Genomic DNA, 25058 nt, shown 5'->3' with positions numbered 1-25058 from the left:
CGGGCCGGGCCACCGCACTGGGTGACGCCGTCGCCGACCGGCGCGGGTGCGGCGGCTACCCTGAACGTCGTGCCTTCTCCCACCACTGAGCCAGCCCGCAGCCGTCGTGTCTCCCTCGTGACCCTGGGCTGCGCCCGCAACGAGGTCGACTCCGAGGAGCTGGCCGGACGGCTCGCGGCCGGGGGCTGGGAACTGGCGGCGGACCCCGAGGACTCCGACGTGGTCGTGGTGAACACGTGCGGCTTCGTGGAGTCGGCGAAGAAGGACTCGGTCGACACGCTGCTCGCGGCGTCCGACACCGGCCGCAAGGTCGTGGCGGTCGGGTGCATGGCGGAGCGCTACGGCACGGAGCTGGCCGAGAGCCTGCCCGAGGCCGACGCCGTGCTCGGGTTCGACCACTACGCCGAGCTGTCCGACCGCCTCGACGACGTCGTGGCCGGCCGCACGGTCGCGTCGCACACGCCGTCGGACCGGCGCAAGCTGCTGCCGATCAGCCCGGTGCAGCGGCCCGCGGCCGCGGAGGCCGTGGAGGTCCCCGGGCACGCCCAGCACGGCTGGGGCCCGCGCGTGCTGCGCACCCGGCTCGACGACTCGCCCGTGGCCGCGCTGAAGATCGCGTCGGGCTGCGACCGGCGCTGCTCGTTCTGCGCCATCCCCTCGTTCCGCGGCTCGTTCGTCTCGCGTCAGCCGGACGAAATCGTCGCCGAGGCGCAGTGGCTCGCCCAGAACGGCGTGAAGGAGCTGTTCCTCGTCAGCGAGAACTCCACCTCCTACGGCAAGGACTTCGGCCGGGACGGCACGCGCGCCCTCGAGCTGCTGCTGCCGCGCCTGGCCGAGATCGAGGGCATCGACCGCGTGCGCGTGTCCTACCTGCAGCCCGCCGAGACGCGGCCGCAGCTGGTGAAGGCCATCGCGACCACGCCGGGCGTCGCCGACTACTTCGACCTGTCCTTCCAGCACTCGAGCGAGCAGGTGCTGCGCCGGATGCGCCGGTTCGGGTCCACCGACTCTTTCCTCGCGCTCACCGAGCAGATCCGCGAGTACGCGCCCGAGGCCGGGATCCGCACCAACGTGATCGTCGGGTTCCCCGGCGAGACCGAGGAGGACCTCGCGGAGCTCGAACGCTTCCTCACCGGCGCGCGCCTCGACGCCGTGGGCGTGTTCGGCTACTCCGACGAGGACGGCACGGAGGCCGAGACCTTCGACGGCAAGCTCGACCCCGCCGTGGTCACCGAGCGCGTCACCCGGATTTCGGCGCTGGTCGAAGAGCTCACCGCCCAGCGGGCCGAAGATCGCATCGGCACGTTCGTGGACGTGCTGGTGGAGCAGGCGGCCGAGGACGGCGACGACGCCGTCGGCCGCGCCGCGCACCAGGCGCCCGAGGTCGACGGCGAGTGCGTGATCCTCGAAGACCCGGACCGTGCTGCCGTCGAGGTGGGCGATTTGGTGCGCTGCGAGGTCGTCGACTCCGCCGGGGTCGACCTGATCGTCCGCCCGGTGCCGGACGCGGACCGGTGAGTGCCGCACCCAGCGACGCCGGCGAGGGCATGCCCCGCGCCGCGGAGGTGTCGTCCCAGGGAGCGGCCCCCCAGACCCACGAGGTGCCTGCTGAAACGGGGGCCGCCCGCATGCCCGAGCCTGCCGTACCCGAACCGACGCCCGTCCCGACGCTGAACGTCGCGAACCTGCTCACGCTCTCCCGGCTGGTGCTGGTGCCGCTGTTCGTCCTCGCGCTCTTCGCCGGCGACGGCGTGGACACCACGTGGCGCGCGATCGCCACGGGCCTGTTCGTCATCGCCTCGGCCACCGACCAGGTCGACGGCTGGGTCGCCCGCAAGTACGGCCTGATCACCGACTTCGGCAAGATCGCCGACCCCATCGCGGACAAGGCGCTCATCGGCGCCGCGCTCGTGGGCCTCAGCGTGCTCGGGGAGTTGGCGTGGTGGGTCACGATCGTGATCGCGGTCAGGGAGATCGGCGTCACACTTCTGCGCTTCTGGGTGATTCGTCACGGTGTGATCCCGGCGAGCCGCGGGGGCAAGGCCAAAACGATGACCCAGATCCTCGCCATCGTCGTCTACTTGCTGCCGCTGCCGGCCGGGGCCGAGCCGGTGCGCTGGGTGCTGATGGGGCTCGCGGTCCTGCTGACCGTGGTCACCGGTGCCGACTACCTGGTCCGCGCGATCCGCCTGCGAGCGGCCGGCCGCCGGGCGACGGGCGCTTGATGGCGGAGCTCGACGAGGCGGCCGCGCACCTGGTGGCCGTCCTGACCCGACGCGGCGAGACCGTGGCCACGGCCGAGTCGCTGACCGCCGGGCTGGTGTGCGCCACTGTCGCGCGCATCCCGGGCGCGAGCGTGGTGCTGCGCGGCGGGCTCGTCGTCTACGCCACAGAGCTCAAGGCCGCGCTGGCGGGCGTGGACGAGGAGTTGCTGGCCGAGCACGGCGCCGTGCACCCCGAGGTGGCGGCGCAACTGGCCGACGGCGCGCGCGAACGCTGCGGCGCCACCTGGGGCCTGGGGTTGACCGGAGTCGCGGGCCCGACCGCCCAGGACGGGGTCCCTCCGGGGACCGTGCACATCGGGCTCAGCGGGCCCTCGACGCGAATCGTCCGTACCCTGGCGGAGACCGGTGACCGCGACATGATCAGGACTGCTTCGGTGCGTTCGGCGTTTTCCCTGCTCGGGGAACATCTACACTGAACGGGGCGTTCGCCCTTGGCGGACGTACGTGTCAAGTCCTGCGCTCGGGGCACCGCTCTGGGTAACGTAGGAGGCACCAGTTTGGGAAGGGAGGCGCGTGATGACCGTGCTGTTGCGTGAGGCGATCGGTGATCGGCTCCGTCATGCCCGCACCAACCAGCGTCGAACGCTGCGTGACATCTCCCGCGCCGCCAGGGTGAGCCTCGGCTACCTGTCCGAGGTCGAGCGCGGTCAGAAGGAGGCCTCCAGCGAGCTGCTGGCGTCCATCTGCGACGCCTTGGACCTTCCGCTCGGCGAGTTGCTCCACAAGGTCGCGGCCGACGTGTCGGCCCTCGAGTCGGTGGAGGTCGCCCCCGTCGACGAGCGCGTGGTCGACGGCGCCCCGCGGGAGACTGTGCCGGCGGAGCGGGAAGCCACCGCGTCGGCGAGCGGGTTCGAAGGCGGCCGCCTCGTCTCCGAGCTGGTCGGCGACGACTTGTCCGACCTGCGGCTTTCGCCCGGTCCGCGGATGAGCACCCAGCTGCGGACCACGATCGGCGCGCCGAAGCTCGCGTCGACGATCGCCGCTTAGGAACGCGCAGAGAAACGCTTCGTACGCGTACGGCCCCGGGGAGTGACCCCGGGGCCGTACGCGTATTCACAGGATCGATCAGGGTCGTCCCTGAATTCCCCCGGGGTCGCCTGGAACGGCAGGGGCTGACCTGACACGATGGAACCCAACGCCGGGGTCGGGACGTTGTGAACTAGGGGAGCGACGCCCCACCTCGAGACAACTCAGGGCCCGTGGGACGCAAGAAGGCAGGCGGAGGAGATGGCCAACCCGTTCGTGAAGTTCTGGAAGTACCTCATGGCGTCGTTCTCGTCGAAGATCGACGAGCACGCCGACCCGAAGGTGCAGATCCAGCAGGCCATCGAGGAGGCACAGCGCAACCACCAGGCGCTGACGCAGCAGGCCGCCTCCGTGATCGGCAACCAGCGCCAGCTGGAGATGAAGCTCAACCGGCAGCTCGGCGAGGTCGAGAAGCTGCAGGCGTCGACCCGGCAGGCGCTGGTGCTCGCCGACGAGGCCCGCGGCAAGGGCGACGAGCAGAAGGCGACCGAGTTCGAGACCGCGGCGGAGAGCTTCGCCGCGCAGCTCGTCACCGCCGAGCAGAGCATCGAAGACCTCAAGACGCTGCACGACCAGTCGCTGCAGGCCGCGGCCCAGGCCAAGAAGGCCGTGGAGCGCAACGCCACGATGCTGCAGCAGAAGCTGGCCGAGCGCACCAAGCTGCTCTCGCAGCTGGAGCAGGCGAAGATGCAGGAGCAGGTCTCCGCGTCGCTGAACCAGATGAGCCAGCTGGCCGCGCCGGGCAACACGCCGTCGCTGGAAGAGGTCCGCGACAAGATCGAGAAGCGTTACACCACCGCGCTGGGCCAGGCCGAGCTGGCGCAGAACTCGGTGCAGGGCCGCATGCTGGAGGTGCAGGAGTCCGCCACGCAGATGGCGGGCCACTCGCGCCTGGAGCAGATCCGCGCGTCGATGCGCGGTGACTCGGTCGCGCAGGTCACCGACGGTGGCGGCGCCGCGAAGTCGGCCGGCACGGCGGGCACCGCGGACATCCAGCGTGAGATCCAGGCCCGCGTGCAGGCCGAGCAGGGCAAGAACCCGGCCTGACCGCCGGGCGCGAGGACGACTCCCAGGGGTGGGGCATGACCGGCAGCGGCGGACGGCGGGACTTCAACGAGTTCAACGCCAAGCTCGAGAAGCACATCGAGAAGCTGCCGGAGTACGCCCAGCGCGCGCAGGAGAAGCTGCAGCGGTACTTCCCGCCGGCCGATGAGGCCGGCGGGAAGCCCGCCGCGAGGCCGGCTCCGCCAAAACGTCCCGCGTCGCCCGTGGTCCGCCGCACGGCCGTGCCCACTGCGTTCGCGCAAATGGCCGGTCAGGTCCCGGCCGTGGCCGAGGTACGCGCGAAGTGGCAGCGGTGGAACGAACCCGCGGCCAAGCACCAGCGGCGCATCACCCGCACCTCCCGGGTGTTGACGTTGTGGCTGCTCATCACGATCCTGCTCGGCGTCCTGACCGTGCTCGCCGGCACGGGCCTGATGGGCGCCGGCGGCACCGACGTGGCCCAGACTGTGCTCGCGGGGTTCGGCACGGTCGTGTTCGGCACGTTCAGCGTGCGGACCGGACTGAAGCTGCGCCAGCTGAAGAAACTCGAACTTCCCCAGGCGAGCAGCGCGGCCCCGCCGCCGCTGCCCCCGGCCGCCTCGGCCGCCCGCGAACCGATGGAACGCCTGGCGGAGTCCGAAGCCTCCCTCGGTGAGCTGCTGCGGCAGCTGTCCGTGCCCACCTCGCTGGGCACCGCCGCCATCCCCGAGGTCTCCGTGGCCGACGCCCGCGCCACGGCCCAGGAAGCGGCCCGCGCCCTGCGTGGTCTGGCCGCCCGCATCCAGGCCATCGAACGCGGCCGCAACTCCGCCCCCGAACGTGAGCGCGGCGCGCTGGACGCGGCCGTGGCGAAGCTGCGCGAGCAGCTGGACGACGGCATCGAAGGTTTCGGCAGCCTGGTCGCCGCGGCGGGACGCGCGGTCGCGGCCAGCAGCGACGGCATGGGCACGTCCAAGCAGGCGCTGACCGACGCGACCGACCACCTCGCGGGGCTCGCGTTGGCATTACGAGACCTGTCGTAGCCGTTCGCCACGCCGTGCGGCGGGTTTCCGCGGGTGATTTCTCCCGCGTGCGCGGATTCCCGTGCGGTCACCGGGTGCTGTGTGCGGCACCGGAACGAACCGGATGGCGCAGTTCGGTTTTCCGGTCGGCCTAGTCCTCGGCACTTCGCGCCGACGGTGGGTGAGTGTCCCCGAATACCGAAACAATGGCGTAATCCGAAACAGCTGGTTACGGAAACACGTGCGGTTTAACGTTTTTCTCATGAAGTCAGTGGTGGCATCCGCCAGGATCGGCGCCGTGGCCTGAGGTTCCGTGGCGCCGGACGTACACAGTGGACTCTTCCGTTCCGTCGAGGAAAGGACCCCCCGTGACCACGCTCCCGCCCGAACCGGAACCCGTGCCCGTCCCGCCGCCCAGCTCGCACCAGCGGGTGGTGGCCGCGTTCGAACGCCTCGCGCAAGTCGACCGCCCCGAGCTGTGGATCAGCCTCCGCACGCTGGAGGAGGTGCTGGTCGACGCGAAGTCCGTCGACGAGCGCGTCCGCGCCGGGGAGCACCTCCCGCTGGCCGGAACCGTCCTCGCGGTCACGGATCTCATCGACGTCGCCGGGCTGCCCACCACCGCGGGGGGCCCGGGCTTTTCGCAGCTGCCCGTGACCAGCGCCACGGCGGTCACGCGGCTCACCGGCGCGGGTGCCGTGGTGCTGGGCAAGACGAACCTCGCCCGGTTCGCCTCCGGGCCGGCCGGCACGCGCAGCCCGTACGGCCCGGTGGCTTCGGCCGGCGACCCCCAGAAGGTCGCGGGTGGGTCCAGCAGCGGTCCGGCCGTGGCCGTCGCACTCGGGATCGCCGACCTCGCGCTCGGTACTGACACCGCCGGTTCCGGCCGCGTCGCCGCGGCGCTGAACGCCGTGGTGGGCCTCAAACCGACCCTCGGGCTCGTGCCGAAGACCGGGGTTTTGCCGACGTCGCCGTCGTTCGACTGCGTTTCGGTGTTCGCCAGCAGCCTCACGCTCGGCCAGCGCGCGCTCGCCGTGCTGACCGGTCCCGACGGCCAGGACGCGTCCGTGCGCGAATGGCCCGCCGACGTCCGGCTCGGCGCGGGGGAGCGGCCGCGCGTCGCGATCCCCGACGACGCCGGGCTCGCCGCGTTGTGCGGACCGGCGAGGCGCGCGTTCGGGGTGGCCGTGGCTTCGTTGGAGGCGTCCGGCGCGGTGATCGAGCCGATCGAACTCGGGTTGTTCTTCGAAGCCGGGGAGCTGCTCTGCAGCAGCGTGCTGGTGGCCGAGCGCCACGCGTTGGCCGGAGACGTCCTGGCCGGGAAACCGGAAGGTGGCGATCCGACGGCCGCCGGGGTCTTCGCCGCGGCAGGGACGCATCTGGCCCACGAGCTGGCCGACGCTCACGGCCAGGTCGCCGGGCTGCGCGCGGCGGCCCGCGAAGCGCTGGGCGAGTGCGACGCGCTGCTACTGCCCACGGTGACCGATCATCCGGACCTCGGTGAGGCGCTGGCCGACCCGGTCGGCGTGAGCGCGCGGCTGGGGACGTACAGCGCGTTCGTGAACGTCCTCGACCTCGCCGCCGTGACCGTGCCGGTCGCGCCCGGGGACCAGCGGCCGTTCGGCGTCACGATCGCCGTGCGGGCGTTCGAGGACCAGATCGCGCTCGACCTCGCCGCGGTGCTCACCGGGGAGCAGGCGAGCGAGCCGTACCCGGCCGAAGGTACCGACCTGGTCGTGTTCGGCGCGCACTTGCGGGGCCAGCCTCTGCACGACGAGCTGCGGGGCGCGCGTTTTGTCGCGCCGGTCCGGACCGCCGAGCGGTACCGCATGGTGCTGCTCGACACCGAACCGCCGCAGCCCGGCGTGATCCCCGGCAGCGAACCGCTCGACGGCGAGCTCTGGCGGCTTTCGCCGGCGGGGCTCGGCCGGTTCGCCGCAGCGCTGCCGGAGCCGTTCGTGCTCGGTCACGTGGAGCTTGAGGACGGCAGCACGTCGCTCGCGGTGCTGTGCCCACCGGCCGCCACCCGCGGCGCGCCGAACCTCGACCGCTACGAGTCGTGGCGCGGCTACCTGCGGTTCGCCAGCACGGCCGGCCTGCGATCCCCCGGCTGACACGGCTGCCCGAGAGCCGGCTCCCGCGAGGCGAAGCCGGTGTCGGGGGCTGCACGAGGCTGGTGCTGTGTCGAGTGTCGGCGGCCGCTCGGGCTGCTGGACGCGCTGGCTTCGGTCGGGCGGCGCACCGATCTTGGCCCGGGACGAGACGTGGTGGAGTTGCCGGAGGTCAGTCAAAACGGCTGCTCGGCCACCCCTCGGCTGACGCGGCGCATGAGCCCGGGTCGGCAGTGCGCGAACCTGGTCGCTGCCCGGGCCACCTGTGTCGAGGAGGTGCCGTCCGGACGCCGGCTGGACCAGTGCCTTCCGGACCGGTCAGGCCGGCCGGCCGGCGATGCCCCGGCTGACGCGGCGCACCAGTGCCGGTCCGTGCAGTGCGAAGCCGGTGTAGAGCTGCACGAGGCTGGCGCCCGCGTCGAGCAGCCGGGTGGCGTCGTCCGGGCCGAGGATGCCGCCGACGCCGATGATCGGCAGCTTGCCCTCGGTGTGGTCGTGGACGAAGCGGACGACTTCGAGCGAGCGCGCCGTGAGCGGGCGGCCGGACAGGCCGCCGGCTTCGGTGGCGAGGTGCGCTTCGGCCGGGACGACGCCGTCGCGGGAGAGCGTGGTGTTGGTGGCGATGAGCCCCGCGACGCCGTGGCCGAGGCACACCTCGAGCAGCTCCGCGAGCGCCTCGTCCGTGAGGTCTGGCGCGACCTTCACCAGCAGCGGCGTGTCCCCGCCCAGCTCCGCGGACGTGATGCGCAGCTCGGCGAGCAGCTCGCCCAGCGCGGCCTTGTCCTGCAACGCGCGCAGTCCCGGAGTGTTGGGGGAGCTGACGTTGACGGCGAAGTAGTCGGCGTACGGGTGCAGCGCGCGCAACGAGAACCGGTAGTCGGCCACGGCCTCGTCGAGCGGGGTCACCTTGGACTTGCCGATGCTGATCCCCAGGGGCACGCGGGGCTTGCCCTGCGTGGCGAGCCGGCGGGCCAGGGCCTCGGCGCCGTCGTTGTTGAAGCCCATCCGGTTGATCACGGCGTCGCTCTCGGGGAGGCTGAACAACCGCGGCTTCGGGTTCCCCGGCTGCGCGTGCCGGGTGACGGTGCCGACCTCGACGAACCCGAACCCCAGTGCCGGCCACGCAGTGAGCGCGCGTCCGTTCTTGTCCATGCCCGCGGCCAGCCCCACGCGGTTCGGGAACCGCAGCCCCAGCACGGTGACGGGGTCGTCGGTGCCGTAGACCCGCGCGAGCGGCCCTAGCGCCGGGCCCACGCGGCTCAGCAGCCGCACGGTGCGCTCGTGCACCAGCTCGGGATCGTGGTAGGCCAGCCGGTACAGCCCGGGGCGGGCGATCTTCTCGAAGAGCACGCGCCCATGCTGCCTCATCGGCTCCGGACCGGCGCCCGGCAGGTCGCTTGTGGCGCCGGTCGCCGTGCGAAGGCACTCCTCAGCCGGCGGCGCTTTCCTTCCACTCGTCTTCGAGCATGGCGTAGACCAGTTCGTCGGTCCACTCGCCCTTGACGATCTCGTTCTCCCTCAGGTGCGCTTCCTTGCGCATCCCGAGGCGTTCCATCAGGGCGCTCGACGCGCTGTTGCGGCCGTCGCAGCGCCCCACGATGCGATGCAGGCCGAGGTCCTCGAACCCGAGGCGCAGCAGCTCCTTCGTCGCCTCCAGCGCGAGGCCGCGGCCGTGGTGGTCGGGGTGGTAGACGAACCCGAGCTCGCCCTGGCGGTGCTCGGAGCTGAGGTACTCGAGGTTCAGATCGCCGATCAGCTGACCGGTCTCGGCGAGCTCGACCGCGACGGCGAGGAACTGGCCCTCCTGCGTCAGCGTCGAGCTGTGCACCCGCTTCGCGAGCGCGGCGGCGGATTCGGCCCGGCTGCGTGGTCCCCAGTAGAGGTAGCGGGAGACGTCGGCCCGGGACTGGAAGGAGTTCAGCGCGTCGAGGTCCTCGAGCTTGAACGGGCGCAGGAGCAACCGTTCCGTCGTGATCGGGTAGTCGGGCCTGAGCATGCCGTTCAGGCTAGCCACGTACGGCCGTTCGGGGTATGCGCCCGTGCCGATTGATCGGCGAAGAAGGGAGATCGATCGCCGGACGGTCGCCCAGTGGGGCCCGGCGGCGAGATCTCGTAGATGAAGGGGTGCTCCCGGGGCGCCTCTCGGACGCCGTCAAACGTCCGAGTCCAAGCCGGACCGGTGCTCGAAAGCCCCGGGAGCCCGGTGACTGCCTGGTATTCGCTATCAGGCAAACACGCGAAGCAGGCGATGAGCCGAAGGTGGCTCAGGTTGTATCGCTGCTCAAAGTCCCTACGCGTGCCATCCGCTAGCGGACAGCCACCTCACGAGTCCTGTGAGAATACAACTTAGGACCACCTCCTCTCTCGTGTAAGACCACGCTAACCGCGAATGCCGGTGCCCGGCAACATCATTTGGGCGAACTCACGGTTGCCTGCCTGGGATGTCCGAATTCGTTCGCCCGGCGCGAACAGCGGCGGCGGGGCGGGGACAACGGGCGCGGGCGGTTGCGCGGTGTTGTCCGGCGCGGCGGTTCAGGGCACCGGACGGGGGCCGGGCTGGCAGCGCGGGCAGAACCACGTGGGCCGCCGGTGGACGCCTTCGCCCTGGTCGTATACCTCGACCCGGCCGCCGCAGCGAAAACAGCCCTGGCGCGTGCGCTCGTAGACCCAGTTGCGCCGGCCGCGGGCGAGGTCGCCGGTGGTCACCTGCTCGTGGCGCCACGCGTTGGCCAGCAGCAGCTTCCGGGCCAGCGCCACGACCCTCCGGGTGTCCACTTCGGACACCGGTGTCCACGGCGAAACCTTGAGCAGGTGGCAGATCTCGACCTTGTACAGGTTGCCGACGCCGGCCATCACGCGCTGGTCGAGCAACGCGTCACCCAGCTCGCGGTCCGGCCGTGCGGCCAGTGCGGCCGCGGCTTTCTCCGCGTGCTCGTCGCTCCACTGTGGATCGAGCAGATCGGGGCCGAGGTGGGCGACGAGGTCGTGTTCCCCCGTCGTGGGCACGAGTTTGAGGTCGTGGACGCGGAAGCCGATCGCCTGCACGTCGGCGGTCGCGAGGATCACGCGCGCGTGGTGGGCCGGGGTGCGCCAGCGGCCGCCGGCGGGGTAGATGTCCCAGCTGCCGTCCATGCGCAGGTGGCTGTGGAGCGTGAGGTCGCCGGAGAAGCGGGTGAACAGGTGCTTGCCGACCGTGCCGACGCCGAGCACGTCACGGCCCGAAAGGTCCACAGTGGCCAGCTCGGGGTGGCGGAACTCCCCGCGCACCAGCGTTTTCCCGGCCAGCGCCTTGTCGAGCAGCTTGCCGACCAGGAAGACGGTGTCGCCCTCGGGCACGGCTCAGCCCGCGGCGTCGGGCACGGGCGCCGGCGACTCGGCGGTGGTCTCGAGGGCCTGGTCCCCGTCGCCGCGCACGCGGTGGCGACCGGCGCGGTTGGACCGCAGGATCTTCGCCAGCACCATGTTGAACGTCAGCGCGATCTCCTGGGCACCGGGGGAGTGCCACTCGTGGATCGGGCTGCACGCGCCCTGTGCCTGCTGCACGGCCAGCCGGTCGGGGATCGCCGTGGGCATCACCAGCGAGCCGAAGTTCTCGCGCAGTTCGGCGACGCGGAACTGGTGCTCGTAGGAGCGCACGCGCAGCTTGTTGACCAGCACGCCGATCGGGCGAAGGCCCGGGTTGCTCTCCTCGCGGATGCGCTCGATGGCCTCCAGCGCGCGCTGGGCGCCTGCCACGGCGTACATCGTGGGCTCGGTGACGATCAGTGCGCTGTCGGCCGCCACGAGGGCCGACTTGGTCAGCCGGCCGAGTGACGGCGGGCAGTCGATGACCACGAGCTCGTACGGCTCGTCACGCAGCGGGTTCTGGTGCAGCTCGTCGAGGGCGCGCGAGAGGTTCTCCAGGCGCCGGCCGTCGGAGTCGGGCTCGTTGAGCAGCTCCAGCTCCTCGGCGCCGACCAGCACGTCGACCTCGTCGCTCCACACGCTGGGCGCGATCGCGCGTTCGAGGACCGCCCGCGCGGGGGTCTCGAGGACGTCGGCGAGTGTCGCGTCGGTGTAGGGCGGGTCGAGCGAGGTGGTGGCGTTGCCCTGCGGGTCGAGGTCGGCCACGAGTGTGCGGGTACCCCTACGCAGAGCGGCCGACGCGATACCGAGCGCGACCGTCGTTTTACCGACGCCACCCTTGAGGCTGAGAACGGCGACCGTGTGCACTCGACACAGCCTACGGGCCGCGGGCGGGGCGGGTCGCGAGGAAGGTGCCGAACACCTCTTCCGGGCAGGCCCGGGTGACGGCGGGTGACCGGCAGGCGGGCACTACCCTGTCCGACTATGAAGACGGACACCGTGGCGGCCCGGGGTTCGGGCGCCGTACGCCGGGCGCTCGAGGCGGAGCTGCGGGCGGCCCGCGTCCGGGGCGTGGAGCAGCCCTCCGTCGTCGACGTCGGCGGCGGCAGTGGCGGCTGGGCGGTGCCGTTCGCGTCGGCGGGTTGCCTCGTGACCGTGGTCGAGCCCAATCCCAACGCGCTGGCGACGCTGCGTCGGCGGGCCGAGGAGGAGGGCGTCTCGCACCGGATCACGGTGATCGCGGACGACTCGGATGCCCTCGGCGCCCACGTCGCGGCCGGTTCGGCCGACCTCGTGCTCGCCCACGGCCTGCTCGAAGTCGTCGACGACCCGGCGGTGGCGCTCGCCGCGCTGGCCGCGGCCGTCGCACCCGGCGGGGCGCTGTCCGTGCTCGTGGCCAACCGCAACGCGGCCGTGCTGCACCGCGCGCTGGCCGGCCGGATCGCCGAGGCCCAGCGGTTGCTCGGCGGCGCCGACGGCGTGGTGCCCGGCGGGCGCGACACCGTGCTGCGCCGCTTCGACAGCGCCGGCCTGACCGACCTGCTGGTGGCGGCGGGCCTCGACGTGACGTTGCTGCAGGGCGACCGTGTGATCTCCGACGTCGTGCCCGGCGAGGTGCGCGAGGACGAGCTGGCGGAGTTCGAGCTGGCGGCGGCCGCGGTGCCGGCGTTGCGCGACGTGGCCGGGCGGCTGCACGCGATAGCGCGGCCCGCGCAGGTCTGAACCTCCCTCGAGCAGGGCGTTCCCGGAATTGTCGGTGGTCCCCGGTAGCGTCGGTCCCGTGGGGAGCAGAAACGCCGAACTGCCCAGCGGCATGGCCCGCTACCGCGTCACCACGGGTGCCGAGACGCTGCCGGACGACACCGGCTGCGGGATCCTGCACGTGGACATGGACGCGTTCTTCGTGTCGTGCGAGCTGAGGACACGGCCTGAGCTGACGGGCAAACCCGTCGTCGTGTCCGGCGGCGGGCCCCGGTCGGTGGTGGCCGCCGCCAACTACCCGGCGCGCAAGTACGGCGTGCACTCGGCGATGCCGTTCTCCACGGCGAAACGGCTGTGCCCGCACCTGGTCTGCCTCACGCCCACGTCGGGGCTCTACGGCGAGGTTTCGCGGCAGGTGATGGACATCTTCCGCGAGCTCACGCCGCTCGTGGAGCCGCTGAGCCTCGACGAGGCCTTCCTGGACGTGAGCGGGGCGCTGCGGCGGCTGGGGGCGACCCCCGCGCAGCTGGGCGCGCGGATCCGTTCACGGGTTCAGGCCGAGCACGGGATCACGTGCTCGGTGGGCGTCGCGAAGGTCAAGTTCGTCGCGAAGCTCGCGTCGGGGATGGCGAAACCCGACGGGATGGTCGTGGTGCCGGCGGCCGAGACGCTGGCGTTTCTGCACCCGTTGCCGGTCTCGGCCCTCTGGGGCGTGGGGAAGCGCACCGAGGCGCAGCTGCGGGAGCAGGCGCTGCACACGATCGCCGACGTCGCCGCCGCGCCACCCGCGCGGTTGCGGCGGTCGCTGGGCAACGCGATGGGGGAGCACCTGTGGGCGCTCGCCAACGGGCACGACGACCGCGCCGTGGTCCCCGAGACGGCGGAGAAGTCGATCGGGGCGGAGCGGACCTTCGACGTCGACCGGCACAGCCGCGACGAGCTGGGGCTGGAGCTGTTGCGGCTGTCCGAACGGGTCGGCGCGACCCTGCGGGCGCGTGGACTGCGCGGGCGCACGGTGTCGATCAAGGTCCGCTTCTCCGACTTCACCACGATCACCCGGGCGCGCACCCTGTACGCGGCCACGGACGTGGCTCGCGACATCCACCGGACGGCGGTCGAGCTGCTCGCCGAGCACGCGCCTACGGGCGCCGTGCGGCTGATCGGTGTGCGCGTGGAGAGCCTCGACACGGGCGAGGGCGGCGAGCAGCTCCAGTTCGCCTCCGCCGAGCCGCGCTGGCGCGACGCGGAAGTGGCTGCCGACGTGGCGAGGTCGAAGTTCGGGTCGGCTGCCGTGCGCCCCGCGTCGTTGCTGACGCCCCGGGAGACGTGACCTGTGCCGCCCATGGTGTTGTCCGTGGTGCCGCTCGCGGGCCGTCGTGACCCAGTGTCAACCCACGTCAGTCGTGATTTCCCCCAATTCGATCCCTTCTGGATGCGGGATCGGGTAGTCGGACGCGCGCGGGGCTCGTATCCTGGACAGTGCCACCCCGCCTGGGGCTGGCTGTTGGGTCCAGAACGTTGCGCGGCCCGGCGCCCGCGACAGCTGTGCCGGAGGAGGAAAGATGCCACTCTCCGAGCATGAGCAGCGGCTGCTCGATCAGATCGAGCGCGAGCTCTATGCCGAGGACCCCAAGTTCGCATCCACGGTGCGTGGCACCCGGTTGCGCCGCCCCGCCCGTCGACGGCGCATCCAAGGGATCGCGCTGTTCGTGGTGGGGGTAGCGCTCCTGGTGCTCGGCGTGGTGGTGCCCGTGCTGCGGGTCGCCGACATCCCGTTGATCAGCGTGCTGGGGTTCCTCGTGATGTTCTTCGGGGTCTTGATGGCGGTCACGTCGATACGCCACGGCGACAGCGGCGGAGGCGGCAAAGACTCCGGCCGCGGCGGTGGCGGCGGCAAGGGATCGGGCGGCAAGAGTTCGTTCACGCAGCGCATGGAAGAGCGCTTCCGCCAGCGCTTCGAGGAGCAGTAGCTCCCTTCGGCAGATCGTGGGATCCGCGCTTCACCCGGCTGGGGTGGAGCGCGGATTCTCGTGTGCGCGGGGCCAGTCGATGCCCCACGGCGACGGGGCGTTGGCTGAGGCCCCTTCGATCTTGTACTCGCGGGTGGTTCCTCGGACCTGGCCACGTGTGCTGAGCCAATCCCCGGCGCACCCGAGACAAGTGCCGGCCCCGGTCGCCAGAGGGATCGACGAGCCGGGGCCGGAAACCGCCTGAGTCAGGAGTGGCGCCGCAGGATCGACTTCGGGAAGAGGCGCCCCCGCCAGGACAGCGGGGCCGTCGTGCGCAAGCTGTGGCGGAGGCGGTCGAAGGCCGGGGCAAGGTCCGGGTCCGCCGTGGTCGCGCCGCTGTACCAAGTGCGCTCGACGGCGCCGATCACGGTGCGCAGACTGTCACGGCCGGAGTCGTCCAGGTGGTGGCGCTCGGCGATCTTCTGCCCGGCCACGCGGACGGTGTCGCTGCCGGTCAGCGGAAGGCCGCGGTCGGCGCACTCGGCCTTGAGCTCGCGCCACGCGGCGTCGGCGGAGCCGGGGGCGTGGGTGACGATCGCCTGGAGCCGGCGGCGGCGGGTGAAGTCGCGGACCGCGGCCGGGCCACCCAAGCCGACCAGGAGCAGCACGACGATCACGGCGAACCACCAAGCCACGAGGCCGGCCAGGAAACCCAGCGCCGCAACGAGGAGCACGCCGCCTGCGAGGGGCAGCCACAGGGTGACCTGGCTGGTGCGCGCGGCCGCGGGCGCCGGAGCACGGACGAGGACGTCACCGTCCGGGACAGCGCCGGGCGGGAGACCCGGAGCCGTGGCACCCGGAGCGGAAGGCCGCCGCCGCAGGACGTAGGCCGCGACCACCGCCGCGGCGCCCAGGACGGCGAGCACGGCGGCGAGGATCGCGAGCCAGCCGTCGTGCGATTCGGCCGTGGCCGTGGTGGTCGGGGTGGCCTCGTTCTGGCCCTTGTCGAGCGGCGACTGCGTGGCGGGGGCGTTGGAGCGCGGCGCGGTGGGCAGGTCGTCGGTGGCGTCGGGCTGCTGCGACTTCTGGTTGTTCTGCTGCAGGTACGACGGGACGATGCCGCGGCCGTCGGCCAGCGGGGTCGGGTCGAAGCTGACCCAGCCCCTGTCACCGAAGTACGCCTCGACCCACGCGTGCGCGTCCTGCGAGCTGATCGACTGGTAGTCGCCCTTCGGCACGCCCGGCGTGAAGCCGATGGCCACGCGCGCGGGGATGTGGGCGACTCGCAGCATCACGGCCATCGCCGACGCGTACTGCTCGCAGTAGCCGCGCTTGCCGTTGAGGATGAAGTCGGCCAGCGCGTCCGCGTCCGTGGCGTCCGCGGTCTTCGTGTCGTACACGAAACCGTTCTGCGCGCTGAAGAACTGCCACAGCGCGCTGGCCTTGTCGAAGTTGTCGATCTTGCCCGCGATGAGCTGGTTGGTCTTCGCGACGACCCGTGGGTCCACGCGGCCGATCTGCGAGTAGAACGCCGGCACCTCGTCGGACTTCGGGTCGGTCGCCCGCAGCTCGGCGGCGGTCGGTTCCTTCAGCGACGCGACCTCGGTGTACGTCGGCGCGGGCTCGCTCTTCGTGGTGAACACGGCGCCACTGACCCGGTCGTACAGCCACTGCGGCGAAAGCCCGCGCAGCGCTCGCGGCGCACCGTAGACGGGCAGCCAGTTGTCGACCCAGCGCGTGGGCTGGATCTGGATCTGCCGCGACACGCCGGTGCCGTCGTCGCCCGGCGCGGCCGGCAGGGTGCTGTTGGCGAGCACACCCGTCTGCGCCTGGCCGCCGCCGCGCAGGCCCCAGCCCTGGTTGGGCGTGTACGTGTCGAGCGTGAACGCCCGCAGGTACCGCCGGTCGTTGCCGAGACCGCGGACCTGGAACAGCTCCGTGTTCTCACCCTGGTCGAGCAGGCCGCGCAGCTGCGTGAACGGCGCGACGCCGAACCCGCCGCTGCCGTCGCCGCCCGCGCCCGAGCCGGCGCCGAACGGGATCTTCCCGACGGTGCCCACCCAGGTGATCCCACCGCCGAGCAGACCGAGCATGACGGCCGCGCTCACCACGGCCACGGGCGCCTGCAGCGCTCGCGCGCGCCCGCCGGAGCCCGGCGCCTCACGGTTGCGCCAGCGCCGGTGCCGGTGGTTGCCGTCGAGGGCGAGCAGGCACGCGAACGCGGCCGCGCCCAGCAAGAACGTCCACCACGGCAGCAATTCGTCGGACAGCGCCGCCGGCACCGCGTACACGCACAGCAGGACCAGACCAGTCGCCGCCGGCGCCGCGGCGGCCACCGCGAGCGTGTCGACGAGCACCGCGACGAGCCCGATCGCGATCGTCACCAGGCACAGGATCGGCTGCGTGCCCTCCACCGGCGGCAGCCCCGTGCGGATCTGCTCAGCCGAAGCCGCGAGCGTCGCCTGCAGCTCGCCGAAGGCCATGGGCCCCGGGATGATCTTGAGGACGCCCTGCGTGGTGAACGCGCCCGTGACCAGGAACAGCAGCACCAGGAGCTGGCCGAGACCGACCAGCACGGTCGGCGCGCGCAGCGAGCGCAACGCGAGCCCGGTCGACGCGATCAGGATGACCGCAACGAACAGGTAGCCGAACCACGCCCACCCGGAGACGACGCCGGTGAGCGCCGTGGCCGCGCACAGCGTGGCGATGCCCGCGGCGACCGGCGGCAGGATGCCGCTCGACCACACCGGCGGCGGGGCGGCCGGCTGCGGGGTCGGCGTGTGCGGGATCGGCGGGGGAGCCTGGGAAACGGGCGGACGGGGTGCCGTCGTGGTCATCGCGCACCGCCGATCAGGGCGGCGCGGTGGGCACCCGTGCGGCACAGCTCGGCCCACGCCTGTGGCATCGGCGTCTGCGGGCCGGCGATCACGACGCCCCAGCCGTTCGCGCGCAGCAGTTCCGCGGCGTCCTTCGTGGCCGCGGCCTGGTGGTCGGACGAGCCCGACCCGGCCCAGCTCGGCGTGTCCAGCAGAACCGCGAGGCTGCGGACGCCACGCGGGCGGTAGCGGGCCAGCTCGTGCACCGACTCCGCGCTGACCGTGCCGAGCACCGCGATGAGCTCCTGCCCTTCGGCCGGGTCGTGGCCCAGCGTCACGTCGCGCTGGTGCGCGGGCTGCAGCCCGGCCAGTGCGTCGAGCACCACGTTGTCGTAGCCGTCGCCGCCTTCACCCGGGGTGTCGGCGAGCGTGATGCCGTGCTCGGTGACCACGCGGATGCGGTGGCCGGAGCGGCGCAGGTGCAGCGCGACCGAGGCCGCGAACGACACCGCCCACTCGAGGCTGGCCGTGGGGCCCGTGCCGTGGTGGGCGGCGGCGCGGTGGTCGACCAGCACGGTCGTGCCGCCCCGCCACGGCCGTTCCTCCACTCGCACCATGACCTCGTCACGGCGGGCGGTGGAGCGCCAGTGGACCTTCCGCATGTCGTCGCCGGTGCGGTAGTGGCGCACGATCACGTCGGGCTCACCCTGCCCGGCGTGCAGGCGCACGGTGCCGTCGTCACCCGCGCCGACCCCGGCGCCGCCCGGCAGCCCCCACAGGCCGACGACGCGCGGCACCACCACGAGCCGCGAGTGCCCGATCAGCTCGCGTTCGAACTCGCACAGCCCGAACGGGTCGGTGATCGTCGCGCGCAGCGGCCCCACCTGCTGGATCCCGCGCAGCATCGGCTGCAGTGGGTAGCGCAGCAGCACCCGGCGGTCGTGCGGCAGCCGCTCGACCACGAACCGCGGCTTCGAGCCCAGCGCGTACGGCACGCCGTCCTCGAGCAGCACCTCGCCGCCTGGGAGCCTGCCGCTGCGCCACAGCTCGAGGTGCACTTCGCCGCTCGCGCCGACGGCGACGCGCTCCGGCCGCAGCGCCCGCGTGGCGCCGAGGCGGAGCCGGGTCGCCGAGATGAACGCCGCGACCAGCAGCGGCAGCGCCACCACGAAGACGGCGACGCGCAGCAAGTCGCGCTCGTTGAGCACCAGCGAGCACACGGCCGCGGCGATCCCCGCGGCCAGGAGGCAGCGGCCGCGGGTGGTGAGGCCGGACAGAGCACGCAGCATGCGGTTCTCGGATTCGGGGTAAGGGGATCGCCGGTCAGCGGGTGCCGGTGGAGCCCTGGGGAACGGGGACGCGGTGCAGCACAGCGCGGACCACGTCGGTCGCCGAGCGGCGGGCGGCGTGCGCCTCGGTGGTGAGCACGAGCCGGTGCGCCAGCACGGGAACGGCGACCGTGTGCAGGTCGTCCGGCACCACGTACTCACGGCCCGACAGCGCCGCCTGCGCCCGAGCGGCGCGGACCAGGTGGAGCGTCGCGCGCGGCGAGGCGCCCAGCCGGATCTCCGGCACCTGCCGGGTCGCGGAGACCAGGTCCACGGCGTAGCGGCGGACCTCGGGTGCCATGTGCACCGCCCGCACGGTCTCGATGAGCCGCTGCACGGTCGCGCCGTCGGACACCGCCGACAGCTCCGCCAGCGGGTTGTGGCCCGCGTGCTCGTCGACCATGGCCAGCTCGGCCTGCTGGTCGGGGTAGCCGATCGACACCCGCGCGGTGAAGCGGTCGCGCTGGGCCTCGGGCAGGGCGTAGGTGCCCTCCATCTCGATCGGGTTCTGCGTGGCGATCACCATGAACGGCGCGCCCAGCAGGTACGTGCTCGTGTCGACCGTGACCTGGTGCTCTTCCATGCACTCCAGCAAGGCCGACTGCGTCTTCGGCGAGGCGCGGTTGATCTCGTCGCCCACCACGATGTTCGCGAACACCGGGCCCGGCCGGAACTCGAACTCGCCGGTCTGGCGGTTGTAGATCGACACGCCCGTGACGTCACTGGGCAGCAGGTCGGGGGTGAACTGCACGCGGCTCACGGTGCAGTCGATCGACCGCGCGAGCGCCTTGGCGAGCGAGGTCTTGCCGACGCCCGGCACGTCCTCCACGAGAAGGTGACCCTCGGCGAGGAGGGTCACCAGCGCGATCCGGATGACGTCGGGCTTGCCGACCAGCACGCGCTCGACGTTGGCGGCGATCCGGCGGGCCGTGTCGTGCAGCTCGTCGAGGGACACTCTCGGGGCGTATCCGTTGCCTCGCCCGTTCGGGGCATCCGCCGAGGGGTAGGGCGGCTGCCCGGCCCCGCCGCCCTGCGGTCCGGCAGGGGTGGCGGACTGGATTCTCGACGTCACTCGTCCTCCTGGTGGCGCATGCTGTGCGGCTTTCACCGGCTCCGCCGGGTCACTCGCTGTCCGCGCAGCGATCAGCCTTCCATTCAGTGTGTCAAACTCGGGCGAACTCGGCGCCGGAACCCCGCGAACGGCTGCCGATGACTCTCCGGTAATGCTCTCCGTCCGCCGTTCGGGTGTACAGGGCCGCGTTTTCGGGTGGTCCCGCTGACGGACCGCTCTCACGTATGCTCCGAAACCGAGGTCGCTCGACTACGGAGAGGCGTAACCGCTCATGAGCGAGGTGGGGGCCGTACCGCTGCCCGACGTGCCGGGCCTGACGAGCCCGGCGTCCGGCTCCGGCCGGTTCGCGGTGGCGCCGGAGCTGGCGACGGCCACCTACACGAAGCTCGGCGAGTTGCAGGACGTGGTGGGCGAGATGGTCCGCGAAGCCAACGTCCTCGGCCGTTCGGTGCCGCTGGGCAGCGGCTACGCCGGTGAGGTCGGCGCGTTCATGGCGCAGTACGGCTTCGGCCGAGACGGATCGGCGGTCGCGCAGCTGACCGCGTTCGGCAAGCAGATCGAAGACCTCAAGGAACGCATCGAGAGCGCGTTGAAAAAGTACCAGCGCGAGGACGACGCGGCGGCCGACGGCGTGGACTGCGCCGGTGGCTGAGCCTGTGCGCAAGCTCCTGCTGCTCGTGCCGGCGCTCGTCGTGCTCGCCGCGTGCGGCCGCCCGGTGCACCCGAGAGCGATCGCGGCCGACGGTGGCCCGGAACCCGCGCCGTCGAGCGCGGCCCGTCCGGTGTTGGCCGACCTGGACCCGTGCGCGCTGCTCTCGCCGAGTGACCGGTCGACCGCGGGGCTCACGGAGCTGGGCAAGCCGAAGACCATCGGCGAGGCGCGCGCGTGCGACTGGACCGTGCCCTCGACGTTCGGTGTCACGGTCACGCTCGACGAGGGCGCCGGGCTCGCCAACCTGGACGTCTCCCACGGCACTCGCACCAAGAAGAAGGTCGGCGCGCACCAGGCGTTGCAGGTGGCGGACAAGACGGCCGCCGCCGGCACGTGCGCCGTGCTGCTCGGCGTGAGCGATTCCGCGAGCGTGCAGGTGGACGTGAGCAACGCGAGCTTCACCGACACCACGCTGGCGTGCTCCCGCGCGACGACCGTCGCCGGGCTGGTCGAGCCGAAGCTGCCCTGAGCTTTCCCGATCCCGTCAACCGGAAGGTGTGCCGTGTCCGCAGCCGTGCCCGAGCCGACGGCCCGTTACGAATCCTTCAGCCACGAAGCGCTGGCCGCGCAGGTCGAGCAGGGCAATGACCCCGTCGCCGCCGGCCAGGCCGGGGCGCGCTGGACCGAGCTGGCGCGCAAATTCGAGGACTCGACCGCGTCGCTCGCCGCACTGTCGGCGGCCAGCCAGGAGACGTGGGAAGGCGAGGCGGGCGACGCGATGCGCGCGGTGCTCGCGCGGGCGGCCGGCTGGCTCGGGGAGTCCGCCGCCGTGTCCACTGTGGTCGGCGACTCCGTGGCGGGGCAGGCCGACGTCGCGGCGCGGGCGCGGGCCGAGATGCCGCCGCCGGTCGAGTTCGATCCCGCCGCGATGATCCGCTCGGCCGCCGCGAGCGGCAACGTCCTGGAGCTCGCCAGGTTGTCCTTCGCGATGGACGCTCGCCGCGCGGAAGCCGAAGCGGCCCGGCAGAAGGCGATCGACGTCGTGGGCGCCCGCGACACGGCGCTGCACGGCCTCGTGCCGGGCGTCGCGTTCCCGGACACCCCGGCCCTCGGCTCGGGGCCGGCTTGATCCGGCTGTCCGCGTCGGCCTTCGACGTGGTGTGGCACGACCTCGGGCTCGGCCACGTGCCGGTGCCCCTGGCGGTGCCCAGCGTCGGCGCGACGGAAGCCGAACGCGCGGCGGTGCGCGCCGAGGTATACCGCGGCCTGGCCGGCCGAGGCCTGTTCGACGGGCAGCTCGCGCCCGAGCTGGAGAACCGGCTGCGGCTGCTGGACAGCGGTTCGCGCTACGTCGCGTGCGAAGCTCTGGTGGACATGACGGCCGACACTCCGTTCCGCGCCGTGACCGCCGTGCGCGGACGCGGCGGGGTGCTGGCGGTGCAGCCGGAACGGACGGTCGGGCTCCGCGGGATCCGCGAGGGAGAGCTCGTGTCGGCGCTCGTCGACGTACTGCCGCAGCTGTCGGCCGGGCCCGGGTTCGGGGTGAGCATGCCGGCTTCGGGGTGGACCTCGACGTCGGCCGCCACCTCGGCTTCGACGGCGCGCCAGGCCGAGGAGGTCGCCGCGATCCAGGTGCGGCCGGTGTTCTCGGCGGGGCAGTTCGGCGTCTACACGCGCGTGAGCAGCGGGCGGATCGAGCGCTGCGGTGGGCTGACCTGGTTCGACACCGATGTGGGCGCGTACTCCGCCGGCGTGTCGAGCGGGCGGGGCGGGCAGGACTGGGTGACCGTCGCCCCGGTCGACGGGCCACGGCTGGTCGAGCGGGTGCTGGCGCTGTTCGGCTGAGCCGCCGGCGGCTCACGCGAGGTCGAGCAGGCCGGTCACGCTCACGTCGAGTTCGTGGAGACCAGGCGGCTGCGCAGCTCGCGCACGCCGTGTTCGCGCTTGAGGCGGTCGACGACCGTTTCGAACTCGGCGGGGTCCAGGCAGGCGAGGCGGAGCTGGTAGTCGTACTCACCGGTCATGCTCGCCGGCACGCCGGTCGTGCTGGCGATCCGCACCCGGAGCACCCATCGTGGTCCGGCTTCGCCGCCGCGGAGACCCCGGTGCGCTCCGCGCTGCGCTCGCCGGCCGGCACGCTGGTGTTCGCTGTGGTCACGGCGTGCTGCGTGGTGCCGCTCGGGCCTGTGGCGGCGTTCGGTCTGGCGGGCGCCGGGCTGTTCGCGGCCGACCATCTCGTCGGCCGGTTGCCGGCAGCGCGGCGGCCGATCGGCGCCGGTCAAGCCCGCTGACCGCCATTCGCGGCGTGATACTTCACGCTGCGGCGGACGGAATGCCCGGCCGCACACTGGGGTTGTCGCCAACAGGAACAGTGTGGAAGGAGGCGGGCGTGACGAGCCTCGAGATGGCGGACACGGAGTCCGGAGCGGTCGAGCACCGATCACGGGCGCGCCACCGCCTGCCCTGGCGGCCCGTGCTCCACTGGACCGTGGTGGCCGCCGCCCTCGGGTACCTCGTGTGGCGCGTGCCGGAGCTGGCGACGGAGTTCTCGCAGCTCGACCACGTGCACTGGGGCTGGGTCGGCGGGGCCGGGCTCGCCGGGCTCACGGCGCTGGCCGTCTACGGCGAGCTGCACCGCCAGCTGCTGCTGGTCGGGGGAGCGCACGTGTCGCCCTCGGCCGTGCAGGGCATCACCTTCGCGCAGAACGCCGTCTCCACCACGGTCCCCGTGGTCGGCGGAGCAGGCTCGCTCGCCTTTGCGATCAACCAGCTGCGTCGCCGTGGCGTCGACAGCGCGCTGTCGGCCTGGGCGGTCCTGCTCGCCGGCGTGATCACCACCGTGCTGCTCATCGTCCTCGGATTTCTCGGCCTTGCCTGGGCCGGCCGGATGCCGCTGCGCCTGGCGGTGCCGGCGGCCATCGTGGTCGCGGTGGGTTCCGCGGGCGTGTGGGCGCTGCTGACGCACCCGGCGGTCCTGCGCCGCGGGCTCACCTCTCTGTTGCGGATCTTCGGGCGTACCCCGGGCACGTGCACCACCTGCCGCAAGACCTGGCTCGAGAAAGCCGACGCCGCGGCGCTCCAGCTGTCGGAGCGCGTCGCGCGCCTGCGCCCGGGCGGCGCTCGCTGGAGCATCCTGCTGGTCCTCGCGCTCGCCAGCTGGGGGTTCGACTTCTTCGCCCTCATCGCCAGCGCCGAAGGCACCGGCACGCACATCCGCTGGGACGTCCTCGCCGTGGGCTTCCTGGTCGTCCAGGCCAGCATCGCCCTCCAGATCCTCCCCGGCGGTGCCGGCCTCGCCGAGGCCGGTCTGCTCGGCGTGCTGGTGGCCGCGGGCGTCCCCGCCGCGCCGGCCGCCGCGACCGTGCTGATCTACCGCGCGGTCAGCTGGGCGGGCCTCTCCCTCGTCGGCTGGGTCGTCTACGCCCTGCAGCCACACGCGACGCCGGCCCACGGCCACGAGCCGACTGCGGCTGCGGCTCTGCCGCAGGCCTGATCGGCTGGCACGGCCATGGGCCGGGCTCGCGGCGTTTGTGGCCGGCTGCGACGCAGGCCACGGCCATGTGGCCAGGCGCTCGTGACCGAGGCCCGCGGCCATAGATCGAACGTGGCCACAGCTCTGCCGCAGGCCTGATCGACTGGCACGTCCTCGGGCGGGGGCTCGGGGCGTTTCGTGGCCGGCTGCCTGCGACGCCGGCCCACGCTATGAGTCGAGCGTGGCTGCGGCTCTGCCGCGGGCCGGATCGGCTGGCACGTTCGCGCCCGGCGGCCGCGGGCGCTCGGCGCCAGGTGCTTCCCCGATTCCCCACGCCGCTCCACCGCCGGCGCCGGCCCGGCCCACCGGTCTCCCCACCGCACCCCACGCGTTCCCCACCCGCGGCCCCCACCGCGCCCCACCGCGACCCCCACCGGCCCCCACCCGGGCTCCCCACCGGCCCCGACCCCGGGGATCCCTGGTCTTCACGCTGCCGTTCCGCGGACGTTCGGCACCCGGCCCGGGTTGCTTCGGGCCCCGGCGCGGGGGATCTTGGCCACGGCCCCCCACCCGCCCCCCACCAGGACCCACGGCGCTGACCTGCGCAAACGCGTGACACGACGGAGTTAACGCGGGGCAAGTCGCGTTGACTGTGGTGAAAAGTGGGGTACGGTGGTGGCCAGTGGGGCGGAAGGGAGCCCTGTGGCCGGAGTCGGGTGGTTCGCCAGCCGGAGCCGGTAGGGAGGTGGAGGCCGGTGTTCCTCGGCACCCACACCCCGAAGCTGGACGACAAAGGGCGGCTCGCGCTGCCCGCGAAATTCCGCGACGCCTTGGCCGGCGGGCTGATGGTCACCAAGGGGCAGGACCACTGCCTCTTCGTCTTCCCCCGCGCCGAGTTCGAGCAGATGGCACGGAAGGTCGCCGAAGCCCCGTTCACGAACGAGGCGGTTCGGGCCTACCAGCGCTACCTGTTCGCCGGAACGGACGAACAACGCCCGGACGGGCAGGGGCGCATCACCATCGCGTCCGAGCTCCGGCGCTACGCCGGGCTGAACAAGGAGTGCGTGGTGATCGGAGCGATCACCAGGTTGGAGATCTGGGACGCCCAGGCGTGGCAGGGCTACCTGGACGAACACGAGGACAGCTACGCGAAGGCTCGAGAGGAAGTTTTACCGGGCGTCTTCTAGGGGACACGGACACCGGAGCACCTGCGTCGTCGGGGGACGCGGGTCCGCCGCGGCCGTGGAACCGGGAAC

Annotated in this window: 25 protein-coding genes; 17 read left to right on the top strand and 8 right to left on the bottom strand. The window is 72.6% G+C overall.

What is annotated here, in order from left to right:
• Positions 1–69 precede the first annotated feature (69 nt).
• The 7 genes from rimO (at position 70) to AB0F91_RS29330 (ending at position 7470) form a co-directional block, all read left to right on the top strand.
• Complete coding sequence (gene rimO, locus AB0F91_RS29360) at positions 70–1518, top strand: 30S ribosomal protein S12 methylthiotransferase RimO (RefSeq protein WP_360602568.1); 1449 nt, start codon at positions 70–72, stop codon at positions 1516–1518.
• 110 nt (positions 1519–1628) lie between these two features.
• Positions 1629–2225, top strand: a complete 597-nt coding sequence (gene pgsA / locus AB0F91_RS29355) for a CDP-diacylglycerol--glycerol-3-phosphate 3-phosphatidyltransferase (protein WP_360602747.1) — start codon at positions 1629–1631, stop codon at positions 2223–2225.
• A complete protein-coding gene (locus AB0F91_RS29350; RefSeq protein WP_360602566.1) occupies positions 2225–2701 on the top strand; it encodes a CinA family protein in 477 nt (158 codons plus the stop codon). Before pgsA ends, AB0F91_RS29350 begins: the two co-directional genes overlap by 1 nt.
• 100 nt (positions 2702–2801) lie before the next feature.
• Positions 2802–3272: a helix-turn-helix transcriptional regulator gene (locus tag AB0F91_RS29345; protein WP_360602564.1), complete on the top strand. Its 471-nt coding sequence runs from the start codon at positions 2802–2804 to the stop codon at positions 3270–3272.
• A gap of 240 nt (positions 3273–3512) precedes the next feature.
• Complete coding sequence (locus AB0F91_RS29340; protein WP_360602562.1) at positions 3513–4358, top strand: PspA/IM30 family protein; 846 nt, start codon at positions 3513–3515, stop codon at positions 4356–4358.
• A gap of 35 nt (positions 4359–4393) precedes the next feature.
• The gene (locus AB0F91_RS29335; protein WP_360602560.1) at positions 4394–5377 is read left to right on the top strand and encodes a hypothetical protein; all 984 of its coding nucleotides are present in this window, start codon (positions 4394–4396) and stop codon (positions 5375–5377) included.
• A 347-nt stretch (positions 5378–5724) separates the two neighbouring features.
• A complete protein-coding gene (locus tag AB0F91_RS29330) occupies positions 5725–7470 on the top strand; it encodes an allophanate hydrolase (protein ID WP_360602558.1) in 1746 nt (581 codons plus the stop codon).
• Positions 7471–7785: 315 nt separating this feature from the next.
• On the opposite strand, the gene AB0F91_RS29325 is transcribed toward AB0F91_RS29330, so the two are convergent.
• The 4 genes from AB0F91_RS29325 to AB0F91_RS29310 form a co-directional block, all read right to left on the bottom strand.
• Positions 7786–8817, bottom strand: coding sequence for a quinone-dependent dihydroorotate dehydrogenase (locus AB0F91_RS29325; RefSeq protein WP_360602556.1), 1032 nt, complete (start codon positions 8815–8817; stop codon positions 7786–7788).
• Positions 8818–8896: 79 nt separating this feature from the next.
• Entirely contained in the window at positions 8897–9463 is a 567-nt protein-coding gene (locus tag AB0F91_RS29320) for a GNAT family protein (RefSeq protein WP_360602554.1), read from the bottom strand.
• Between the two features lie 536 nt (positions 9464–9999).
• On the bottom strand, positions 10000–10803 hold the full coding sequence (locus AB0F91_RS29315) for a DNA-formamidopyrimidine glycosylase family protein (protein ID WP_360602552.1): 804 nt from the start codon (positions 10801–10803) through the stop codon (positions 10000–10002).
• A gap of 3 nt (positions 10804–10806) precedes the next feature.
• Positions 10807–11679 carry a ParA family protein gene (locus AB0F91_RS29310; protein WP_360602550.1) on the bottom strand — a complete coding sequence of 291 codons (873 nt, stop codon included), beginning with the start codon at positions 11677–11679 and terminating at the stop codon, positions 10807–10809.
• Between the two features lie 117 nt (positions 11680–11796).
• Here AB0F91_RS29310 and AB0F91_RS29305 point away from each other — a divergent pair, with 117 nt between their 5' ends.
• The 3 genes from AB0F91_RS29305 to AB0F91_RS29295 all read left to right on the top strand — a co-directional run bounded on the left by AB0F91_RS29305 (position 11797) and on the right by AB0F91_RS29295 (position 14483).
• Positions 11797–12534, top strand: coding sequence for a methyltransferase domain-containing protein (locus tag AB0F91_RS29305; protein WP_360602548.1), 738 nt, complete (start codon positions 11797–11799; stop codon positions 12532–12534).
• Between the two features lie 91 nt (positions 12535–12625).
• The gene (dinB, locus tag AB0F91_RS29300) at positions 12626–13843 is read left to right on the top strand and encodes a DNA polymerase IV (protein WP_360602745.1); all 1218 of its coding nucleotides are present in this window, start codon (positions 12626–12628) and stop codon (positions 13841–13843) included.
• A 232-nt stretch (positions 13844–14075) separates the two neighbouring features.
• Positions 14076–14483, top strand: a complete 408-nt coding sequence (locus AB0F91_RS29295) for a DUF3040 domain-containing protein (RefSeq protein WP_360602546.1) — start codon at positions 14076–14078, stop codon at positions 14481–14483.
• 245 nt (positions 14484–14728) lie between these two features.
• Here the strand turns inward: AB0F91_RS29295 and AB0F91_RS29290 are convergent, their stop codons facing one another.
• Genes AB0F91_RS29290 through AB0F91_RS29280 form a run of 3 tightly spaced genes read right to left on the bottom strand, consistent with a single transcriptional unit; the run spans position 14729 to position 19561 of the window.
• Positions 14729–17299 (bottom strand): DUF3488 and transglutaminase-like domain-containing protein, encoded by a 2571-nt coding sequence (locus AB0F91_RS29290; RefSeq protein WP_360602544.1) that lies wholly within the window; start codon positions 17297–17299, stop codon positions 14729–14731.
• The gene (locus AB0F91_RS29285; RefSeq protein WP_360602542.1) at positions 17296–18567 is read right to left on the bottom strand and encodes a DUF58 domain-containing protein; all 1272 of its coding nucleotides are present in this window, start codon (positions 18565–18567) and stop codon (positions 17296–17298) included. Before AB0F91_RS29285 ends, AB0F91_RS29290 begins: the two co-directional genes overlap by 4 nt.
• 34 nt (positions 18568–18601) lie before the next feature.
• On the bottom strand, positions 18602–19561 hold the full coding sequence (locus tag AB0F91_RS29280) for a MoxR family ATPase (protein WP_255638198.1): 960 nt from the start codon (positions 19559–19561) through the stop codon (positions 18602–18604).
• Positions 19562–19949: 388 nt separating this feature from the next.
• On the opposite strand from AB0F91_RS29280, the gene AB0F91_RS29275 reads away from it, so the two are divergent.
• The 4 genes from AB0F91_RS29275 to AB0F91_RS29260 are packed head-to-tail and all read left to right on the top strand — an operon-like array spanning position 19950 to position 22175.
• Entirely contained in the window at positions 19950–20330 is a 381-nt protein-coding gene (locus AB0F91_RS29275) for a hypothetical protein (protein WP_360602540.1), read from the top strand.
• Positions 20323–20859, top strand: coding sequence for a DUF3558 family protein (locus AB0F91_RS29270; RefSeq protein WP_360602538.1), 537 nt, complete (start codon positions 20323–20325; stop codon positions 20857–20859). Before AB0F91_RS29275 ends, AB0F91_RS29270 begins: the two co-directional genes overlap by 8 nt.
• Positions 20860–20892: 33 nt before the next feature.
• A complete protein-coding gene (locus tag AB0F91_RS29265) occupies positions 20893–21459 on the top strand; it encodes a PPE domain-containing protein (RefSeq protein ID WP_360602536.1) in 567 nt (188 codons plus the stop codon).
• Positions 21456–22175: an ESX secretion-associated protein EspG gene (locus AB0F91_RS29260; RefSeq protein WP_360602534.1), complete on the top strand. Its 720-nt coding sequence runs from the start codon at positions 21456–21458 to the stop codon at positions 22173–22175. The genes AB0F91_RS29265 and AB0F91_RS29260 overlap by 4 nt, the downstream gene beginning before the upstream one ends.
• 41 nt (positions 22176–22216) lie before the next feature.
• Here the strand turns inward: AB0F91_RS29260 and AB0F91_RS29255 are convergent, their stop codons facing one another.
• Positions 22217–22390: an Lrp/AsnC ligand binding domain-containing protein gene (locus tag AB0F91_RS29255; RefSeq protein WP_360602532.1), complete on the bottom strand. Its 174-nt coding sequence runs from the start codon at positions 22388–22390 to the stop codon at positions 22217–22219.
• A gap of 45 nt (positions 22391–22435) precedes the next feature.
• Here AB0F91_RS29255 and AB0F91_RS29250 point away from each other — a divergent pair, with 45 nt between their 5' ends.
• The 3 genes from AB0F91_RS29250 to mraZ all read left to right on the top strand — a co-directional run bounded on the left by AB0F91_RS29250 (position 22436) and on the right by mraZ (position 24989).
• Positions 22436–22621 (top strand): hypothetical protein, encoded by a 186-nt coding sequence (locus AB0F91_RS29250; protein WP_360602530.1) that lies wholly within the window; start codon positions 22436–22438, stop codon positions 22619–22621.
• 98 nt (positions 22622–22719) lie between these two features.
• Positions 22720–23823 carry a lysylphosphatidylglycerol synthase transmembrane domain-containing protein gene (locus AB0F91_RS29245; RefSeq protein WP_360602528.1) on the top strand — a complete coding sequence of 368 codons (1104 nt, stop codon included), beginning with the start codon at positions 22720–22722 and terminating at the stop codon, positions 23821–23823.
• Between the two features lie 734 nt (positions 23824–24557).
• Positions 24558–24989 (top strand): division/cell wall cluster transcriptional repressor MraZ, encoded by a 432-nt coding sequence (gene mraZ, locus AB0F91_RS29240; RefSeq protein WP_285965701.1) that lies wholly within the window; start codon positions 24558–24560, stop codon positions 24987–24989.
• Positions 24990–25058 lie beyond the last annotated feature (69 nt).

This window comes from Amycolatopsis sp. NPDC023774 (assembly GCF_040639695.1).
In the GTDB taxonomy this organism is placed as follows: Bacteria; Actinomycetota; Actinomycetes; order Mycobacteriales; family Pseudonocardiaceae; genus Amycolatopsis.
This window is presented reverse-complemented; position numbering and strand designations above follow the sequence as displayed.